Raw genomic sequence first — 19,301 nt, 5'->3', positions numbered from 1 at the left:
CACCTGGTGGACGACGACCGCATAACCGTCGATTTCGCGACGCTGCAGGAACTCTCCGGAGATCTGGAGGACATTCTCAAGCACCTCAACGAGCAGCTGGACCTGCTCTACCGGCGCGCCGAGAAGGTGGTCCTGACCTGGGAGGGCGAAGCCCGCGAGGTGTTCGTCGACAAGTTGGACGAGTGGGACCGGTCCGCGTCGGACCTCCAGGCGGCCCAGGCGTGGCTGCACGACATCGTGGTCAACGGGGAGATCAACTACGCGGCGGCACACAGGGCGGTGCTGCGGGGCTGGGGTGCGGCCTGATGGCTGATCTGCCTTCCGACAAGCAGCGGCAACGGGAACAGGACCAGGCCAGGACCGCACCACCCAACCGAGGTGTGGGCAGCTTCGATGTGCAGCCGCAGCACCTCTACTTCACCTCGCTCGTCGTGCGCGACGGCCAGTTCGCCTATGACAAGAGGGCGAAGGCGTTGACGGGCACGCTGGACAAGTACAGCCAGTCCGCGGGAACTGGCTGGGGCGCGGACTCCTTCGCCGACCGGTACGGCATCGTCGCCGGAAAGTTCCTGGAGCTCTGGGCGAAGAGCGTGGTGGCGGTGGGCGGTGTGGCGGTGGGCTTCACGCAGACCGCGAACAACTACGCGCAGGCGGACTGGGCGGCGAGCAAGGGCAAGGGAGAGCCACCGGAGGAGAAGCAGCCGCCGGCGGTGATCGACAGGGCGCCCAAGTACGGTCCGCCGAAGGATCTGACGTGGCGGGGAGAGGGCGAGTATCACTACTCGTGGGCGATCTCCGGAATCCTCGGAGAGGTCCCGGACTTCCTCATGTTCATCATGAAACCCGTGGTCGACGAAGGGCTGAGACTCGGCCGCATCCACGAGATCACGCCGGGCGTCGAAGAAGAGCAGTTTCGCGACATCGCCGGGGCGTGGCGGGACGCCTCCAAGGACGTGAAGAAGTCGGCCGACGAGTTCACGGACGCGATCTCCTACATCACCGACCCCACGGGCAACGGTGAATGGCAGGCCGCGATGAGGTCCTTCTGCCAGACGATCTGGGGAACCACGGCATGGGGGAAGGTCCGTGACCAGCGGGCCGAGGTGACGGCCAAGAAGGGCGCACGGAGCTGGAAGACCCACGGGAAGATGGACCCGGCCACCAGGCGTCCCATCATCGAGGTCCTCGACAAGAGCGCGAACACCATTCAGAAGCTGCTCGACGAACTGGCCGACGTGGGCCAGAGGACCACGGAAACCACCATGCGCCTGGCCAAGGAGGCCGCGGAAAAGACGGTGAAGGACCTCACCTCGGGTCTCGACCTCTTCGAACTCACCAAGATCGCGGCCGGCCTCATAGTCGCGGAGGTCGTCCTGACCTTCCGGTCCCATATGGACCAGGCGGCCATGGACGCGGCGGTCGAGGCCTATCACGAGGCGTTCAGTGATGCCGCGGGCAAGCTGTACATGCTGGAGTTCGAGCTCGACGAGGCACTCTTGGGCGTGCCCACGTTCCAGGCGGAACGGGCACGGGCGCAGGGGTTCGGTGCGCGCTCCCTGAATGAGTTCAAGAAGGAGCACAGCTGGCAGCTGCCGGAAGGCCGGTTCCCGTACATGTACTCGGTGGACCTTGCCGCAGCGGAAGGGATGGGGAACGGCCATACCCTCGACAAGCATGTGGGGAAGACCGACGAGCAATTGCTGCAGCGGATGAGGGACGAGAGCAAGGCGGACGGGACACCGAAGATCCCGGGTGCATCGACGTACGCCGACATGGAATCCGCTCAGAGACTCACCCAGTACGCTCTGCGCGACAACACGAACGAGATCAACAAGTGGCTGAGCGAGGACCCGCCGCGGCCGATGGCGGAGTTCGACACCACGTCCGTTCCTCTGCAAGGGCCCTTGACGGGCGACGCGGTGACCGGACGGGGCACCATGCTGGTCGACGGAAAGGTCACGGAAGTACGGGACACGAGGGGGGTCTCGCTGCGCCTCATGTACGAGCCCGACCTCAACCCGCCGTTCGTCGTCTTCAGCTCGATGCCCAAGTGAGAAGGACCCGGATGAACAGCGAGATCGAGCCCGCCCGGCAGAGCGGTCCGCAGCCGGGTCCCGACGCCGGTACATGGGCGATGGCGGTGGAGATGTACCGCAACCGGTATTCCTTCGTCGCGGTCGGCCCGCGCGCCCACGAGGACTGGCTGCCCGACGTGGCCGCGGTCATGCGCCGCGAGGTGGCCGATCCCCGCGGCTGGCGCGGCAGGGATCCCGAGCAGGGTGACGAGGAACTGGAGGAGGACCCCGCCTTTCCGTTCCGGGTCCCGCCGACGGACGGGACCGGGGCCGCGCAGTGGCGCAGCCGGCTGTTCGAGATTCCGCGTTCCGCCGTCGTACGGCTGCTCGTGATGCTGGCTACGGATGCCATGGACGTGTCCCGGCAGTACGGTTTCGCCGAGCGCAGGCCGGGCATGGAGGAACACGCGCAGGTGATCCTGTCGCGCTTCCCGGAGGGCTCGCGGTTCTTCACGAACACCCGCCACGGTGATGACCGCCCCGACTTCTACGAACGGGTCACCGGCTGCTGGCCGATGACTCAGTACGCCTGGGACTTCGGCCTCCTCGCGGTGTCCCACGAGGAAGTCGGCCTCATCTGGTCGTTCGACGCAAGCTGAAGTGGACAGACATGACCGTACGGACCCGCTCGGCCACCTACCCCGGCCGAGAGACCGCTCACTGGGCCACCCAGCAGGTGGTGACCGGCAGCGAGCAGAAGATTCACCGCTGGCTCGCCCAGGGCACCCGCGCCCGCCTCGTCATCGAGGCCGCCTGGCCCTCCCGCGAGGCGCCCGTCGGCCGTGTACTGCTGCAGGCGATGATGCTCGCTGGGCGCGAGCCCGTCGATGTGCGCGCGGCACGTGTCGTCCTCAGGCGTGAGCCGAGCAGCCCGCACGGCTTCGTCGTGCTCGCCACCGTCCCGATCTACCTGTAGAGGTCCAGCGCCGTGTCCATGAAGCCGCTCGAATTCGACCGCCGTTACGGTGAGTTGGACCAGGTGATCAGCGCGTACACCGGCATGCCGGCCGACGACGAGCCGGACGAGCCGAGCGAAGCCCTCCGGGCCTATCTCCGCCACACCTGGCACACCCGCCCCTGGGCCCTGGCCACGGCCGAACGCCAGATCCGCGAGTACGCCCGCAACCCACCGGGCCGGCTGCGCCTGAGCCTCGGTGAGTTCTACCCCGTGCCGGACGTCGGCCTGCCCCAATCGGCCATCCAGGACTGGCTGTTCGTGATCGCGGACCATTTGAAGCGGTCCATCGAGGAGGGCGATGTCCCGTCCCCGGCCGCCCCTGGCACCCACTGGGAGTGGCACGCCCGCTTCCCCGAGCTCGGCCAGTTCCTCGGCGGCTGGTTCTCCCAGGACATGCCGGACGAGTTCCCCGACCACGATGCGGCCGTACACGACTACACCACCACCACGCACCCACAGCTGCTCGCCCGCCTCACGGGCGAACTCCACGAACTGCTCGCCCTGGCCCTGGAGGAGCCCGAATACGCCCTCGCGGTGGCGGAGCTCGGCATGGAGGTGGACCCGCCCCAGCCGTTCTCCCCGAGCGGCTGGCTGGCCCACCTCGCGGACACCCTGGGCGGATTCAAGGCGGACTACGGCCCCGGGCCAGCGGCCGCGGACTGACCGCATGCCCGTCCGTCTCGGCTCACCGACAGGCCGAGCTCTGCGCGTGCCTGCCGAACCATGAGGTGCTCGACGAGATTGTCGGGAATGGGCATCCTGCACCTGTTACGAGGAGCCGGCCGACCTCCTGGTGCAGTGTCCCCGCGTTCGTACCTGGCGGACCGAACGGCTCTCGTCCACCGGGACCGCCACGACCGCGGCCAAGCCGTGCCGGCCGCTCAAGGCCATCACGGAAGCCGCAGCGATGGTCCGCGCCGGGCAGCCGCCGGAGAAGGCCGCGCCGATCCATCAGCACTCGGATCTCGAACGACGGCAGGAGGTCGCGAGCGGATTGGATGACCTCGTGCGCGCCGCCCGCGAGAAGGCCGACGAGAATCCTTCTGGTGCGGATCTGGTGCGGGACGCTTGAAGTGGTCTAGACAACAAAGAAGCCCCGGCCGCTGGCCTGGGGCTTTTCATGAAGCGGGTGACGAGAGTCGAACTCGCGCTCTGAGCTTGGGAATCACCTGGTACCGCGCTTTGCTCATCGTGTCTGATCTGCGGGAACGAGTGTCGGCGGACCCGTCCTGATAAGCGTCGGCTGTCCTTTGGTGACCGCTGTTCACCGCCCCTTCTGGCACGTTGTGGCACGGCCTCCTGTGCGGCGTCGGCGAAGGCCCCCGGGAAGGAAGCCAGCTTGCCCGGTGGGGTGGTGTGGTGGGGCGGGATGCCCAGTTGCCAGTTGTACGGGCGTGACTGCTCAGGCGGGTGGTGCACCTCGCAAATGGCGCATCAGCTGTTCAAGCGCGTGCCAGCTCTCGGCGGTCTCTCCGTCGCCGAGTGGGTAGTAGAAGCCGGGTCGGGCGTTCGGCCCCAGTCGCACCGGGCGTTCCTTGAGCGGTGTTCTGCTCGCGGTGTCGCGCCCTGCCTCCCGGACCTCCGCGGGGCCCAGTACGAAGGCGTAGGGCAGTGGTGGGTGTTCGAAGTGGGGTGGGGCGCTCAGGTCTTGGCGTGCCGCGCGGAGTTGGCACAGCATGGTCTTCAGTCCGTGCCGGGTCACCAGGTCGTCGGCCAGTTCCGGCAGTGCTTCCAGGGGCGGCTTCTCATCGGTCCCGTAGCCCACTGTGAGGGTGATGTCCTCCTCGACGCCTTCCGGTGTGCGGATCACGCGCAGGGTGGCGAGGGCGGGACGGTCCGGGGCGCCGACGACCACCGTCCAGGTGGGCTGCGGGGCACGTTCGTACGCCAGCTCGGTCAGCTGCCGCCTCGACCAGGTCAGACCGGCCGGTTCCGATGTTCCCCAGCCGGCCGGGGGAGCGCCGGTGAGCGCCTGCCAGGTGGCTTCCAGCGCGCCGCCGAGAACGAGGTCCGCTCTGGGAGGGTGCAGGGTGCGGAAGGAAAGGATGAGCTGACACTCGCCGCTGGGCCGAACCTCTGCGAAGGCGTCCGCCACCGGGGTCTCACCGTTCTCATCCCGGACCGGGGAGAAGGTGTCGTTCTGCCAGCGCAGCACTGCGCCGGTCAGTCCGTCGTAGTAGCCGCACCGTTCGTCCTGGACCACCCAACGCGAGGATGTGGACTGCAGCAGCATGCGGGTGGGCAGGGAGAGACGGCAGTGCGGTGGGGTGACGATCTGCAGGGACCGGTCGCTGTCCACGGTGGCCCGCAGTGCCTCGGAGAGCCAGCTGGTCATGGGGACGACTGGTCGGTCCTGGAGTACGACGGCAGCCTTGTCGGTGAGCATGTCGACGGCCGGCTGGGCAGCGGCGGGGGCCGGTACGGCGGTGATACCGGAGACATCGACCGGGCTGGCCGCACCGACGGTGCCGGGGGCATCCGGCGGCCAAACCCTGCCGCCCAGAAGCATGGTCAGCCGTGCTGCGAAGGCACCCGCGAGCTGTTCGGCCTGGGGAACCCCCGCGGCGGCACGGGCCTCGACCCACCACGCCGGGCCGTCGCCGGACGGCTCGGCGCCGGGACCCAGTAGCCGAGCCGCCTCACCCCGCACCTGGAGCAGCAGCGGCACCTCGATCGAGACGAGCGGCCGACCCTCGGCGTCACACAGCTGGACCACGGCACCCTCGCCGGCAGCCTCGACCCGCAGGTCCGGGCCGCCCGCGAGCAGGCCCGCCAGCACGCTCAGCGCGTCCGGTACACGCTCGGTGAGCGCGATCACGTCCTTGGTCATGCGAAGTATTCTCCGATCATGCGTGGTCGGCTGTCGTCTTGATGCCGACGTCCGCGGCAGCGCGGATCACCGTTCCGTATCCCACCGCCTGGTCCCAGGTCGTCAGCACCAGGCAAGCCGACAACCGCCCGATCTCGGGCGCACTGGGGCTGTTCATCAAGGCGACGAGGCCAGGGGCACAGGGCCGGTGCAGCAGGGACGTTCGAGCGCGTCGTGGATCACGTCGTCGATTTCGTCCGTCGGCTGACCGCCGAAATCCGTGTCGCACAATTCACGATGGCAGTGCATGGGACGGCTACTGGATCCTCTGCGTTCGTCGCTGACAAACCGCCTGAAGAGCCGCTCGACTTCGAGACCAGAAGAATTGGCAGATCAGCGAAAACCAGTCACCTGCTGCAGAACTGGTGGATTCCGACTAATGGGCCACCAGGCCCTATTGCGATGGGCGGCGCGGAGGAATCACTCGTACTTGTCCGCCTCGCGCACCGATCCATGCCTCGAGTTCTGCGCCGGCCAGCTCTTGGGATGATTCGCCGCTGAAGACAGTGATCGGCCCGAAAACGGTGCCCGTCAGGCCACGCACCACTGTAGTGTCGTCGACTTTGATCTCGAAGAAGTTCTCGTCAAGGACAGCATCGGTCAGGTCTGCCCCCCTCATGTCGGTGTCGATCAGCGAAGCACCGAGGAACCGTGCTCTGCGGAAGCTCGCTCCCGACGCGTCGACATCGCACAGCGAAGCCCGGACCATGTCCGTTCCGTCGAGCCGCGCTGATCGGAGCACCGCCTCGTCCAGGTTCGCCCTGACGAGATCAGCTCCGGTCAGATCCGCTCCGGTCAGATCGGCCGACTGAAGGTCGGCCCGGTAGAAGGATGTGCTGGCAAGTCGTACGCCTACCAGGATTGCGTCGGTGAACCATGCATTCGAGAAGTCTCCGCCCGAGAGGTCGGCGCCCCGGAAGTCACGGCCCATCCCGTTGAGGTTGTACTCACTCGAGGCAAGCCATTCCTGCAGTTGCCGTGTGGCGTCCGGATCAGTGGGGAGCACGTTCGGCTTCCAGTTCTTACGGATACCAGATGACACGATCTCCCCAACCGCGGCTTTCAACAGTTGCTTTGACGCTGTCGATTGCTGCTTGATTTGCATTCCGGATGTCAATAATTACTATACGTCCGCGCTTTTCGATCTGCTTCACCAGTTGTTTGTTGACCCATGCCTCATTATTGGCCGGGTCGTACGCACCCCTGAACGGCTGGGACTTGTCGCGCACATTATTGAATGGAGGATAGTCGGAGTGGACGCCCTTGATGTCATAATACTCGCCGGTGGTTTCGGAATAGAACTCGCCCATATCGGCTTCCGGGCGGCGGATGTCCTTCGGGAGGCGTCCGCTCTCCCGGAGGTCGAGGCCGACCCGGGCCTCATCCATCGATTTGTCATCGATCTGATTCTTGTGATCCGGGTCGTGCTTCAGGTGATCGAATTCTTCTGGAGCCCGCTTCTCCACGTCCTCTAGATGGCCCCAGTGCGCTGCCTTTTGCTCCGCCGTCAGCTCCGGAATCGGCTCGTTCACACGATCGCCGGGCGTCGTGCCTGTCTCACTTGAGGCATCCGATGTTCCTGTTCCCCCGTGCTCCTGCGTCTCCGTGCCAGGCGTGTGCTTCTCCACCTGGCCATCGGCACCGTCACCGGATCCATGATCGGCGGAGCCGGACGCAGGGCCGCCACCCGCGTCGCCACTGTGCGCACCGTCGCCGCCATGAGTGCTTTCCGAGTGGCCGCGCGTGCCCGTACCCGGGGTTTCGCCATGACCACCGCCGCGGGAAGGCGTGTACGAACCCGCGGCGCTGCCCGAGCCTCGACCGGTCGTCGAGTGGTCCGCGGCGTGGCCGCCCGTGGACGGTGTGTGGTGTGTGCCACCGCCATCCGTCAGGTGGGAACCACCGCCCGGGTGCGCCGAGCCGGTCGGGTGGCCCGCCGTGTTCTCCGCGCGGCTGGGTCCGCCCGCGCCCTCGAGCACCTTCTCCTCGCCGGGGGTGGTCTCGTGCGTGCTGGGCAGGTGGTCCTTGTGCGGCTCCCGGACGGGTTGGGTATCGGGAACGACGTTGCCGTGTTCGTCCCTGATGTACGCATCAGCTCCGATGATGCGCTTGTTGCCCGCGTGGTCGACGTATTCATGGCCGGGGGGTGCGTCCACCCCACCTGTATGAGGCGGGGCCCCGGCAGGTGCGTTGCGGGCCATGTCGTCGATGCCGGCCTGGCTGGCCTTCAGGCCTTCCATGAAGTCGCCGACCTTCAGCTTGGTGACACCCGCCGCCTTGCCGAGGTAACTCATCGGATCGACGAGTGCGCCCGCCTTGCCCAGCACGGTCGCGGCCTCCGCGCCCACACCCAGCTTTCCGGCCTTGCCGAGCTTGAGCAATGAGCCCGAACCGAGCGTCGCGCCGTTGAAAAGCACGGCCCCGAACGCCCGCGAGGGATCCTTGTCCCACTCGTCCCACGCGACCAGCGACTTGCCGAAGTTGCGCAGAGCCGCCTTCTGCTTTTCACGGTCGCTGTGGTCGACCGGGCCGAACATCTTGTCCATGGCCCAGTCATACGGCGTGATGAGGTAGGCGCTGATACCGCCGAAGACACTACCGATGCCCGACCAGGTCTTCTTGAAATTGTCCCAGTCGAACACGTTGACCATGCTGCCCAGGCCCTTGATCGTGCCCCAGACGCCGTCGACGAAGAACCCCTTCAGCCCACCGCCGACGTGGTCCTTCGTCCACTCCCACGCAGCCCGAAGACCCGTGTACTCACGCTCGTCGGCCGTTCCCCAGGGTGTTTCCGTGGCGTCCTTGACGTCGCTTTCCTTGAAGCCGTACATGCCGGCCTTATGCGAACCGTCATCAACGACGAAGCGCGTACCGCCCACCAATGAAGTGATCTTATTTGCCGTATCACGTTCAACGCCCTGGAACGCCACCCATGTCGTACCGACCTCACGGACAAGACGCGCGTTCTCGTCGATCTTGTCCTGGTCCTTCTGCCAGTCGTCGTCTTCCTTGTTCTCCGCGACGAATCTCTCCGCATCCTCGCGGAGCTGCTTCATCTTGCTCACCAGCGGACGGGCAGTCGACGCGAACTCCGTCAACGCACCACTGACAGACTCCAGCTTTTTCGCGAACTCATCCGACTTGTCCCGCACCGGGACGGTCGAATTGAGCAACTCCTCCTGCTCGGGAGCGTCATAGACCGCGTCCAAGGCTTGGAAAGCGCTGTGAGTGTCCTTGCCCGTACCGCGAATGCTGGAAGCAGTCGTCTTCAGTGAAGTCGCCTGCCTCTCCAAGGCCCCCAGATCGCCTGTGAAGGTCGGAATCTTCTCCAGGTCAATCACTTCTTGAGACCCTTCAATTCTTCCGGGGTCGGAGCCTTCGAATACTCCCTCTGCTTGTTCCTCGCCATCTCCAGGTCGCCCTTGATGTACTCCTCAGTGGCCAAGCGCGCCCCGGTGATGGACTTCCCCGTCCGGACGGCAAGGAACTTCAAGTCGCCGCTCGTATGGTCCTGGAACTCCTGCAACGCCTGTGCCACGGGACCGAACGCACCCCCCTTGGGGATTTCGGTCCCGCCCAGAACCATCGTTCCCGCACACGTCGCGGCGCCCAACAAGCCCTCGCCGTACGACGTGAACTCTTCCTCGAACTCGCTGCCGACCTCGGCCGTCCTGCTCAGGACTCCACGAACGCCATCCGGCTTGATGTCCCACTTGGACACGGTCCCCCCGCTCCGTAAACGTCTCTTTCCAGTGCCCCGGCGTCCGCCGATGGCCTCGACGGCGGCCGTGGCCCTGGCCGACGCCTGGTGCGCTGTGCCGTCGTTCTTCTCCAACGTCGAGCGCGCGATGATCAAGCGGACCTCAGTCGCCACCCCTGTGAGTCATCAGTCCCGTCAACGTCGCCTGATCAAACCGAACTTCACGAGTTCGACATGGTCACCTCTCGAAGCCTGCGGGTCGATCACCATGATCTGCACCGGTGTGCCATGTCTATCAACAGCGCATTACCACTTGCAAAGCGGATAGAGGCACGTCCACATATTTTTTGCCAGGACAGTCGTGTTCGTCATGGAATTAGCCATCGCTGTCACGTGTTTGCGACAGAATGAGGCTCGGTCACGACAGCTAAGGGCTGTCCCGGCAGGGGTGATACGGCAGTCGACCTCGTCGGTGAGTCGGCCCGTGTCCTTGGTCAGGTCCTGATTCCGCCATCTTGGCGAGGTCTCGGGCCGGCGGCGGCTGATTGGCTGCTTCCGCGCCTGCGGGCCGATGCGGTCCGAGAAGGGCAGATGGCCTTGGGCCGGAGGTCGGTGCTCGCGCCCCGCTTGCCGGACGGTTTGCCGAGGCTGCCCCGGGGCTGAACACGGGACCGCTGTGACGAGGGCGGCACCCATCGGACACGGACCGGCGGCCGGCTCGTGCGGGCTCGGTCAGCAGCGGCGGGCTACCGGGCATCTGGCAGGATGTGGTACGCGACGCATGGGGCAGGTCTCAGGCAGTAAGAAAGGCCCAGGTCGCTGACCTGGGCCCTCATCATGGAGCGGGTGACGAGAATCGAACTCGCGCTCTGAGCTTGGGAATCAACGGTTCTTGGGCCGCTGGTAGCTCTCTGGCCTGCACTTTTCCGCGAGGAAGCGTGGATTGCCATGGTCTCTGGAAGCTGTACCTGACCGCTGTTGTCCGTTCTGCTGGGCACGGATGGGGCACGAGCGTGGCGGTGCAGCTAAGCCCCCCAGGGGTGTGCGTGGGGTGGGCCAATGCGTCAGAGAGGGATGATGCAGACCTGATCTCCGCAGAGTTTGGTCATGCCGTCGCTGTCGGAAGTCAGGAGGGCGACGGGTTTCGGCACGTTATGGCACACGCCTCGTGACAGGTCAGGGGAGGCGGGCCTTCTTCTTTGACCGTGCATGGTCGGGGCCTGCCTCTGTGGTTGTCTCGGAGGGGGCAAAGCCGCTCTGTGCCCACCTGCTTGTGTCTTGCCGACAGCCGCTGATATCTGATTTTCTCCCGCAAGCAGCTGTCTAGTGGATTGAGGCGAAGGGAGTCTCCCTGCTCGCTCTGTAGGGTCTCAAGGATCGACGTCAGGTGGGGCTACTGCCGGAAGACGTCCAAGGACTGTGGGTAGTCGTATCTCTCCTCGTATGCGATGACATACCCCGGCTTGGCGGTGATCTGCCATCCTCGAAGAGGGCCTTCGGAGAGAGCGGCGAAAACCTCCCTTGCAGGCGTCCGGCTGGCGATGCGCAAATTCTTTACCGGCTGGTCCGGGTAATTCTTCCCGTATCGGAACAAGTATGGCAATGAAGAGCGAATCGATTGCAGGAGCTGCGGGAGGGACTCCCCCATGATTTCCTGTGGGATGATCCAGTCAAGGTCGATTGGGTATTGAAGGTCGAAGTGACTTGAGGCCAGCGCGGTCCTATCCCGTTGGCGTCCGGGATCCTTAACTCCGAAGCCAATTTGGTTCCAAGGGTGATCGGTGGATTGGATGATCAGGCGCTCAGGGGCTATATCGACCAGCAGGGCATCCATAGGTACGACCCGAAACGCCATCTCCTGGACGGATATATGCTGGCGGCCAATCAGTTTTCGTTGGGTTTGAAGGAGCCGGCTGCGCAGACTGCGTTCTGCCCGGCCTGCGAACACGGCCCTGTCATTGTGAAATAGTTGGTAGATGCCTGCAGAGTCAGGGACTTCTGCCACCTTGGCCGTTTCCAGGGGAATGGTGTCCATTTGGACGAGAGTTCCTCTCAACTGCTCCCTGATGGCCCGTATGACATCGACGCCGAAGGCGGGTACTTCGGGAAGTGAGCGTGGCGCAGGCGCGAGCCGTGGAGTGGAGGGCCTGGAAGCGGAAACCGCCGACCTGGGGCGTGCCTGTGGGGGCCGGCGAGAGTCTTGCCAAAGGCTGCGGACTAGGTCCAGCTCCCTGGTAGGAGTGCTGCCTGCCAGCGGCGCTAGCACTTGGCAGAGAGCTTCCACCAGTTGCCAGGCAGGGAGCTGTGGCGCCGAGAACGCCATACGTACCCGCTCATGACTGGCAGTGACGGGAAAGTCACCAGCGCTGATCGCCTTTGCGATGTCTCGGCTGCTGGGGCACCCGGCTCGGAGATGCAGGTCGTGCAGGGCTTCGTTCAGATCTCGATGAGGGCCTGGCCGAAGCTGAGGCTGATGGAAGACACCCATCGTCAGAGCATGTCAAAGACTGTCAAAAATCGTCCAGTCATCTGGGTTGTGGCTTCCGACCAGGATCGTGTCAAAGCTCGTCAGGCTCTGGCAAGACGTGCCTTCCTGACGGCGTGACTGCCAAGACTGGATCAGGAGGCGCAACAACGCGCTGATGTAGCGAGGAGGAGCCATGGCATCACCCAACGAGGCGCCAGCCGCACCACAACGCAGTGCGTCGGGAAAGACTACGCGCAGATTCGCGCTCGCGGCGGTCGGCGGTGCATGCTCTGGGGCGGCTCGCGCGATCGCAGCCTGGCTTCTCTCTCAGCTTTCTTACCGAGAATGACCGGCGTAAGTGTGAATGACGCTCTGGTGAGTCAGGGAACGAACCGGGCTTCCCGCTCCCGTAGCTTTTGGGCCTCCGGGACGCCGTTGTACCGGCTCAGGCCGACGCGCATATCCGTGGAGCACGGCCTGGACCTTCACGGAGCGGATGCCGTCGGCGTAGTCGAGGAAGTCGCTCCAGAAGGCCATGGTGCCGTCGATGGCGCCATGGCAGAGGCGGACGTCGGCGGGGCCGATGGCGCAGGTGCGGCGGCAGGCGAGGGCGAGGTGGAGGTGTTCCTCGGCGGCGTCGAGGTCGCCGAGGCGGGAGAGGATCATGCCGGATTCGTGGGCCCAGTGGATGGACCGGCAGCCGAGGTCGACGCACTGCACGGGCGAGGCCACGGAGAGCCAGCGCTGACCGTTCCGGGGGAGAAGGTGGGCGCCGTTCCGGCGGACCGCCTTCGGCCGGAAGTAGGCGAAGGCCCGGCCCTCCGGCACACGGGCCACACCCGCTCCACCCTCAAGCACGGCGGTCCGCGCCGGCCAGTCCTCGGAGAAGGCCGTGATGATCTACCAACACTCCGATGACGCCCGCCAGCAGAAGGTCGCCGGATGCATCGACGCATGGTCCCCGGCGGCCCGCTACGAATCGAAGGTCCAGCCGAGGCGAGCTCAAGAGGCGTGGCGTCCCGGGGCTGGGAAGGCGGAATGCCTCCCCAGCCTCCGAGGGCTCGTGCGCCGGCGGGGATTTCCTGGACAATGAGCTATTTGGCTGCCGCCTCTGCCGCCAAGCGTGCTCGCTTTACGGCGCGTGGTTCGGCATTTCAGGCGGGCAGGAGTGCCGAGAGCATCGGGTCGTCTGCGGTGCTCTGCTGGGTGAGCCGCATGCCTTCGTCGATGAGCGCGTCCCACCTTCTCCGTGGCGATTTCGATGCGGCAGGGCAGGTCCTTGATGATCTTTTCGTTGACGGTCAGGTAGTTCGTAGCCCGCCTCGCGGCCCCACGAGCCTGAGGCACGTAGGCGTCTGCGCCGGTCCGGTCGGGAAGAAGTGAGATGAGGACCGCGTCCCCGTCCTCGGCGATCTTGCGGGCCGCCTTGTGGGCCGCAGAGGCTTCCGTCTGGGACGGGTCACGTTTCAGCTCCTCGACAAGAGTGCGGCGGATGCTGACTGTGTCCCGCCCTGCCAGCACGTTCCGTAGGGCCCGGTGGAAGGTCTCGGTCATGGACGTCATGGCCGGAATCTTCGCGAATCGCAGCTTCGGACCATGCGCTTGAGGGTGACGTTTGGTGCGTGTCCCCCGTATAACGGGCGTGTCCGCGTGATGTTCGGAAGGCCCCGGCGTCGGGGCATGCGGCCGTTGCCTTCAGCGACACCGGACTCACTCGCTCTGGAGGCCGCGCGCGTCCCCTCATGAGTCGACACGTTCCCGCCGCCGAACGACGGGCGGCTCTATGGGTCGAAACGGCGAGTCAGATCAGCATGCGGCGGCAGCCCCCTGAGTAGGCGATACGACATCTGAGTGCGGTCGCAGCGCCTATCGGCTGCCCCGTGTTGACCGCAGCTAGCCGCGCGTTCTGGTGCCTACCTGGCGCTAGTGTCGCAGGTGCTATGCGATGTAGCCGGACACTCTCAGGCCGGCTGAGCTAGTACCGGGCGTACTTGGTTCCACATCTCATCGACGTCTTCGGGAAACGCGTAAGCCCACGTGGTGATGAATGCGCGCTGCACCAATTCCTCGCTCAAGAAGTCAAGATCTTCGCCGATCTGTCGGAAGATGTTATGCCGATCACCGGTTGTGTATGACCTCTGTATTACGGACCGGCGAACATTCTCTTGCATGAAGCTGTCCAGGTGCAGTGAGATCGTCAGTTTCCCTAGCAGAGTAGGAACTTGTTTGATCCCTGCCAAAATCCTGTCAATAATGAAGTCTTCGGGATCGCCATCTCCTGGAATGAAAGCAATGTCGGGAAAAGTCTTGGCTTCCTCCTCGGAATTGGAAATGGTCACGTCCCTAGGTTCGAACCCACTCTCGGTTCGCTTATCTCCATCAAGGAGAGCAATGGCGAAGAATCTGCGAGCAGGGCTGGAGTTGTGGAAACGCGTGTGGTCCCTAGCCGGAGCAGCACCGCCCAGTTTGTGAATCTCGATTCCGGAGCGGTCTAGCCCGTGCTTCTGGCAGTAGGAACGCAAGGTGACGTCGGCAACGATTTCGTCGAATCGATCCTCGGTGAAGATTGAGATTCGCGCATTGATTTGCCCAGTCAGAGCACGCAAGGAGGCCACATCCAACTTGCCCTGCTTGATTTCTCCTCTGTATGCTACCCAGACCGCCTCGTTGGGAAGGGGGGCCAGTGCATCGTTAGAATGCGTCGTGAAAATTACCTGGATAGCTTTTCGTTTCGCTACACCAATGAAATATTCAACCAAGCGTCTAGTTGCTACGGGATGGAGGCCGTTCTCGATCTCCTCGACCAAGATCAAGGCGTGGTCTTGAGCTGACTCGATCTGTGAGACGATCCTAATCACGCTGGCCTCGCCAGCGCCGAAATGAAACTCTGAATACCCCGCAGACTCCTCGGTGGCCTGGGAGGCAAAGATCGAAAGGTCCCCCTCGCCAGAGTTTACGCGCAAATAAGCTGCGGCATCCTTTCCGAGAATAGCCTCTACTGCATCGATTACCGGCCTTGTGAGTTGATCTTCAGAAAACCCGGTAAATCCCGACCCGATGAACCTCGACAACTCCTTACGTTCGCTTGCGGGTAGTGTGCGGCTAACTCCAAAGACAAGTACATCTCGTTCGACAGCGTCTCGGTTCCACTTCGCCGCGAGATAGCTTGCAGTCCGACTGATTGTAGTGCTGCTCATTTCGCGCTTGTCTAGAATTTCGTATTCAACTCTCCAGTTCTTCATGCTCTCGTCATATTTCCCGCTCTTCGCAAAAAATCGCCGGGGGACAACGCCCTGATGAATCAGTGCGGCCGCGCCTAGAATGGTAGTCTTTCCAGAGCCGTTCGGCCCGACTAGTGCCGTGACTGGGAAATCGAAATTAACTTCACGATTCTCAAATCCGCGCAGCTTGACAAGGCGCACCCGGCGGAGATATTTGTCGTAGGCTCGCTTATTTACCCGCGTGAAGAGCCCGGTGATGTCGCTATTTCGAATTTCGCTCTTCATTTGTAATCTCCCCTTATTGTCTGCCTGCCAAGCCTCTATAGCTTACGGTGCTGCCCCCTCGCGCGCTGGGGGATTGCGAAGGCCGGCGGCGCGGGCTTGGCAGGTGCCCTGCCAGGTTTGGGGTCGAGCATGATCAGGTGGCCGTACGCTGATCGGCATTCGGGGCAGACTGTGATCCTGCCCGGAATTTGAAGGAGTGGCCCCCTGGTCTTGCTCCGCACGGGCCCCGAGCCGGGGTGGTGGCTCAAGCCTTTGAGCCCACCGCCCCAGCCACAGCGGATTTCCGCCCCAGCATGATGCTCGCTCCAGTCGCGCGACCGGTGTAGCCGAAGGCAGCAGCGTCGGACCCCGGCGGTGAGTCGGGGAGCGCGGCGTGAGCCGCCTTGATGAGGTGGAGAATGTTCTATCGCGCTGGGAGCAGGTGCCTGCCGCAGCTTGTGTGTCGGACTTGGCCATCGACCGCACCTTGTGGGCGCGGCCGACGGAGGACAAAGGCTTTCAGGTCGCAGGACTGACTTCGCGGCCCCTGCGGGTGCGCCGGTGGAGGATCTCGTCAAAGGTGGCGCGGGCGCCCTTGGGGTCGATGTAGTGCATCGCCAGGAGGGCAGCGATGACGGCGCCGACCAGGTCGTTCTGGACCTCGGACCAGGTGTGGTCGTCGCCGCAGGTGGTGAGGCCCTTCAGGCCGTGGAGGGCGTGCATCGCCTCGCCGGCTTCCTCCGCGACCTTGCCGACCTGGAGGGCTTTGAGCTCCTCGTCGGGCAGGTGGGCGCCGGCCGCTCGGCAGACGGCGGAGAGCTTCTCGATGTTGTCCCACAGGGTGTCCACGGCGGACCTCCGATTTGATGGGTTCGGTTATTCCTGTGCGGGTCGTCCGAGCTGGCGTACGGTCCATCCGGCCATGCGCCAGGCGTCGGCGTCGATGAGGTTGCGGAGGTCGACGAGGACCGGGTTCGCGACCAGTGGGGCGAGGGCCTTGGGGTCGGCCTCTCGGAAGTGGGGCCACTCGGTGGCCAGGACGATTAGTTGGGCGCCCTGGACGGAGTTGTCGAGGGCTTCGGCGTAGTCGAGCTCCGGGTGCCGGCGCAGTGCCGTGGGCACGGCGTGCGGGTCGTGGACGGTGATGGTCGCACCGCGCTGGTGCATGAGGGCGGCGATCGCCAGGGCCGGGGATTCGCGGACATCGTCGGTGCCAGCCTTGAAGGAAGCTCCCCAGACGGTGACGCGTACGCCGTCGACGGGGTGGCCGAGGGTCTGCTCGATGAGCTTCAGCGCAGCGGTGGGGCGGGATTCGTTGACCTGCTCTGCCGCCCGCAGGAAGGTTGCTGCCTCGGTGGCTCCGAGGGCGCTGGCTGAGGCTGTGAAGGCGCGGATGTCCTTCGGGAGGCAGCCGCCGCCGTAGCCGGGGCCGGCGTTGAGGCCACCGCGGCCGATGCGGGGGTCCAGGCCGATGGCCTCGGTGAGCTGCTGGACGTCGGCTCCGGCAGCGGTACACATGTCGGCGACGCCGTTGATGAAGGAGATCTTCATGCCGAGGTAGGCGTTGGCGGCACCCTTGATGAGTTCGGCGGTGGCGGGGTCAGTGACGAACAGCGGGATCCCGTTCGCCAGGAGAGGTGCGTAGACCTGGCGTACGGCGTCCTCTGCGCGGGCCGAGGGGACGCCGACGACGATCCGGTCGGGTCGCAGGGTGTCGTCGATGGCGTGGCCCTCGCGGAGGAACTCCGGGTTCCAGACGACCTCCACGTCTTCACCCGCCGGGGAGAGACGCGCGAGGAGTGCGCCGAGGTCGCGTGAGGTGCCGACGGTGACCGTGGACTTGCCGATGACCACTGCCGGGCGGGTTAGGTGCGGGGCGAGGGCGCGGGCGGCGCCGAAGACCTGGCCGGTGTCGTAGCTCCGTCCGTCCGCGTCGATCGGCGTGCCCACGGCGAGGAAGTGGACGTCCGCGAACTCGGCCGCCTCTTCGAGGCTGGTGGTGAACCGCAGGCGTCCAGTGGCGGTGTGGGTGGTGAGGAGTTCGGGCAGGCCGTCCTCGTAGATGGGGCACTCGCCGGCGTTGAGGCGGTCGATCTTCGCCTGGTCCAGGTCCACGCCGATGACCTCGTGGCCGATCTCGGCCATGGCAGCGGCGTGGGGGATGCCCAGGTGACCGCAGCCGATGACGGATACGCGCATGGGTCGACGCTCCTTTCCTTGCCTTTCGACCGCCCGAGGAGTCCGGGCCGGCCGGGTGCGTCACGCTAGCGCCACCACCCGGCGCGGCCCTCTTCGTGCAGGTGAATCAACCAGCGTGCTGCTTCAGGAGATTGACGAGTGCGGGCAGCGCCTCAGCGGCGGTTGCCCGGCACACCAGGTCACCGTCCTGGGGCCCTTCCAGCGGGTACGGCATGAACTGGCCGTCGTGCCAGAAGCCCTCCGGGTCCAGGTAGACGATCTGCATGCCGCGTGCGCGGGCGCGGGCCTGGACCTTGCGTCGGTCGGCGTGAAGGCCGACGACGAGGAGGGCCTTGGCGCCGTCGACCCACTCGACGTCGGGTACGGCTTGGTCGTAGCGGCGCATGAAGCACTCGTCGAGGCCGGCGCGCGCGGCGAGCACGTCGAAGTTGTTGGTGATGACCGGGCCGACGAGGTGCCCGGCGTCCTTCAGTTCCTTCAGCGCCCACATGGCCGGAGTCGGCTCGGCCAGAAAGCAGGCACGGAACATCTCCACGAATTCCGCGGTCTTCTCCTCCGGCTCTGTCAGCACCTCATGGAGGAGCGTGTCCGCGGTCGGGGAGAGAGTGAAGCGATGCTCACGCGGCTCGTGGCCCTGGCGGTCGGTGACCCGGTAGATCTCGTGGAGCCGGTGCAGGGGCGGGATACCCGCCTCGACCGACGTACCGCATCCGATCTCCACCTGGAACGGCCGCAAGTCCACGAGGACGGACAGATCCGGCACGCGGGTCGGCGTGCCGGGGCGGTCCTTGAACCGGATTCCGGTGGAGAGCACGTTCCACGGCAGTTGCCGGACAGCGGGCGGCGGCGCGTAGGCCACAGAGGCGATCTGCACGTCCAGGCTCCGGTAGCCGGCTGGGAGGGTGCGGCCCGCAGAGGCGTCCTGAGGGTGGACGTCGTGCTCGGTGATCCGGCACTTCAGATCCCGCCGGGTCCATAAGAATCCACCGGGAGCCTCCTTCCAGCCGCCAGCGACGAGCGAATCGCACAGGGCGTCGTGATGCGCGTCGATCTCCTCGGCCGGGGCGGATACGGAGTGATAGAGGTACAGGTCGGTCAAGCCAATAGCTGGCGCAGCCGTCGTGGGCACCAGGCCGTACCGGTAGCGGTAGTGGATGATCCGCCGCCGTGCGTCGTCGGAGGCCGCCCAGCCGGACTGGCCGGCAGTGGCCTTCTCCTGGGTGCGGCGCCAGATGCCTTCCTCGATGTAGCGGGGGCGGTCGGCGTCGCCGAAGTACGTCTTCCAGACCTGCTGCTGGTCGGGGACGAGCTGGTCGATGACGATGTACGGGATGTCCATGATCCCTCCCTGGGGAATCACGCGTGGATGTTCCAGATGGCTGACGAGGTGCCGGTCGTCCCGCTCCGGGCACCCGAAGCCGCGCTGAGCGGGGCGGTTCTTCAGCGCCGCTCGACGAGAGACAGCGTGGGAGGCTCCGGCGGTCGAGCGCGGGCAGACGGCGGCGGTGCCGGGAGCGGCCTCAGCGGTCGGAGGGCAGGCTCGCCGCC

Annotated in this window: 17 protein-coding genes and 2 pseudogenes; 7 read left to right on the top strand and 12 right to left on the bottom strand. The window is 65.2% G+C overall.

What is annotated here, in order from left to right; translation table 11 throughout:
* Positions 1-3: 3 nt before the first annotated feature.
* From GA0115234_RS29530 to GA0115234_RS29505, 6 genes and pseudogenes are all read left to right on the top strand, one after another.
* Positions 4-306: a WXG100 family type VII secretion target gene (locus tag GA0115234_RS29530; protein WP_093548310.1), complete on the top strand. Its 303-nt coding sequence runs from the start codon at positions 4-6 to the stop codon at positions 304-306.
* Entirely contained in the window at positions 306-2,054 is a 1,749-nt protein-coding gene (locus tag GA0115234_RS29525) for an RNase A-like domain-containing protein (protein ID WP_141718503.1), read from the top strand. The genes GA0115234_RS29530 and GA0115234_RS29525 overlap by 1 nt, the downstream gene beginning before the upstream one ends.
* An 11-nt stretch (positions 2,055-2,065) precedes the next feature.
* Positions 2,066-2,674, top strand: coding sequence for a hypothetical protein (locus GA0115234_RS29520; protein WP_093547775.1), 609 nt, complete (start codon positions 2,066-2,068; stop codon positions 2,672-2,674).
* Between the two features lie 11 nt (positions 2,675-2,685).
* A complete protein-coding gene (locus GA0115234_RS29515; RefSeq protein ID WP_093547773.1) occupies positions 2,686-2,991 on the top strand; it encodes an RNase A-like domain-containing protein in 306 nt (101 codons plus the stop codon).
* A 12-nt stretch (positions 2,992-3,003) separates the two neighbouring features.
* On the top strand, positions 3,004-3,696 hold the full coding sequence (locus GA0115234_RS29510) for a contact-dependent growth inhibition system immunity protein (protein ID WP_093547771.1): 693 nt from the start codon (positions 3,004-3,006) through the stop codon (positions 3,694-3,696).
* Positions 3,697-3,940: 244 nt separating this feature from the next.
* A pseudogene (locus GA0115234_RS29505) lies at positions 3,941-4,105 on the top strand (site-specific integrase); the annotation flags it as partial.
* 330 nt (positions 4,106-4,435) lie between these two features.
* Here the strand turns inward: GA0115234_RS29505 and GA0115234_RS29500 are convergent.
* The 7 genes and pseudogenes from GA0115234_RS29500 to GA0115234_RS29480 all read right to left on the bottom strand — a co-directional run bounded on the left by GA0115234_RS29500 (position 4,436) and on the right by GA0115234_RS29480 (position 11,637).
* The gene (locus GA0115234_RS29500) at positions 4,436-5,863 is read right to left on the bottom strand and encodes a DUF6177 family protein (protein WP_093547769.1); all 1,428 of its coding nucleotides are present in this window, start codon (positions 5,861-5,863) and stop codon (positions 4,436-4,438) included.
* A 16-nt stretch (positions 5,864-5,879) separates the two neighbouring features.
* Entirely contained in the window at positions 5,880-6,020 is a 141-nt protein-coding gene (locus tag GA0115234_RS42575) for a hypothetical protein (RefSeq protein WP_161275694.1), read from the bottom strand.
* Between the two features lie 276 nt (positions 6,021-6,296).
* The gene (locus GA0115234_RS29495) at positions 6,297-6,944 is read right to left on the bottom strand and encodes a pentapeptide repeat-containing protein (RefSeq protein WP_256088848.1); all 648 of its coding nucleotides are present in this window, start codon (positions 6,942-6,944) and stop codon (positions 6,297-6,299) included.
* Positions 6,925-9,243, bottom strand: coding sequence for a hypothetical protein (locus GA0115234_RS29490; protein ID WP_256088847.1), 2,319 nt, complete (start codon positions 9,241-9,243; stop codon positions 6,925-6,927). The genes GA0115234_RS29495 and GA0115234_RS29490 overlap by 20 nt, the downstream gene beginning before the upstream one ends.
* A complete protein-coding gene (locus GA0115234_RS29485; protein ID WP_093548308.1) occupies positions 9,240-9,623 on the bottom strand; it encodes a DUF6507 family protein in 384 nt (127 codons plus the stop codon). The genes GA0115234_RS29490 and GA0115234_RS29485 overlap by 4 nt, the downstream gene beginning before the upstream one ends.
* A gap of 1,043 nt (positions 9,624-10,666) precedes the next feature.
* Positions 10,667-10,750, bottom strand: a pseudogene (locus GA0115234_RS43860) (DNA-binding protein); the annotation flags it as partial.
* A gap of 245 nt (positions 10,751-10,995) precedes the next feature.
* Entirely contained in the window at positions 10,996-11,637 is a 642-nt protein-coding gene (locus GA0115234_RS29480) for a GIY-YIG nuclease family protein (RefSeq protein WP_141718502.1), read from the bottom strand.
* A 300-nt stretch (positions 11,638-11,937) separates the two neighbouring features.
* On the opposite strand from GA0115234_RS29480, the gene GA0115234_RS41945 reads away from it, so the two are divergent.
* Entirely contained in the window at positions 11,938-12,207 is a 270-nt protein-coding gene (locus tag GA0115234_RS41945; RefSeq protein WP_141718501.1) for a hypothetical protein, read from the top strand.
* A 198-nt stretch (positions 12,208-12,405) separates the two neighbouring features.
* On the opposite strand, the gene GA0115234_RS29475 is transcribed toward GA0115234_RS41945, so the two are convergent.
* The 5 genes from GA0115234_RS29475 to GA0115234_RS29455 form a co-directional block, all read right to left on the bottom strand.
* On the bottom strand, positions 12,406-12,906 hold the full coding sequence (locus GA0115234_RS29475) for a hypothetical protein (protein ID WP_093547764.1): 501 nt from the start codon (positions 12,904-12,906) through the stop codon (positions 12,406-12,408).
* Positions 12,907-14,030: 1,124 nt separating this feature from the next.
* Positions 14,031-15,575, bottom strand: a complete 1,545-nt coding sequence (locus GA0115234_RS29470) for an ATP-dependent nuclease (protein ID WP_093547762.1) — start codon at positions 15,573-15,575, stop codon at positions 14,031-14,033.
* Positions 15,576-16,073: 498 nt separating this feature from the next.
* Complete coding sequence (locus GA0115234_RS29465) at positions 16,074-16,403, bottom strand: MazG-like family protein (RefSeq protein ID WP_093547760.1); 330 nt, start codon at positions 16,401-16,403, stop codon at positions 16,074-16,076.
* 27 nt (positions 16,404-16,430) lie between these two features.
* Complete coding sequence (locus tag GA0115234_RS29460; RefSeq protein ID WP_093547758.1) at positions 16,431-17,753, bottom strand: UDP-glucose dehydrogenase family protein; 1,323 nt, start codon at positions 17,751-17,753, stop codon at positions 16,431-16,433.
* Positions 17,754-17,859: 106 nt separating this feature from the next.
* Positions 17,860-19,092, bottom strand: coding sequence for a hypothetical protein (locus GA0115234_RS29455; protein ID WP_093547756.1), 1,233 nt, complete (start codon positions 19,090-19,092; stop codon positions 17,860-17,862).
* Positions 19,093-19,301: the final 209 nt, after the last annotated feature.

Source organism: Streptomyces sp. DvalAA-43 (assembly GCF_900091725.1).
GTDB classification, from domain to species: domain Bacteria; phylum Actinomycetota; class Actinomycetes; order Streptomycetales; family Streptomycetaceae; genus Streptomyces; species Streptomyces pulveraceus.
Note: the sequence above shows the minus strand (reverse complement) of the source record. Positions and strands in the feature narration are given on the sequence as shown.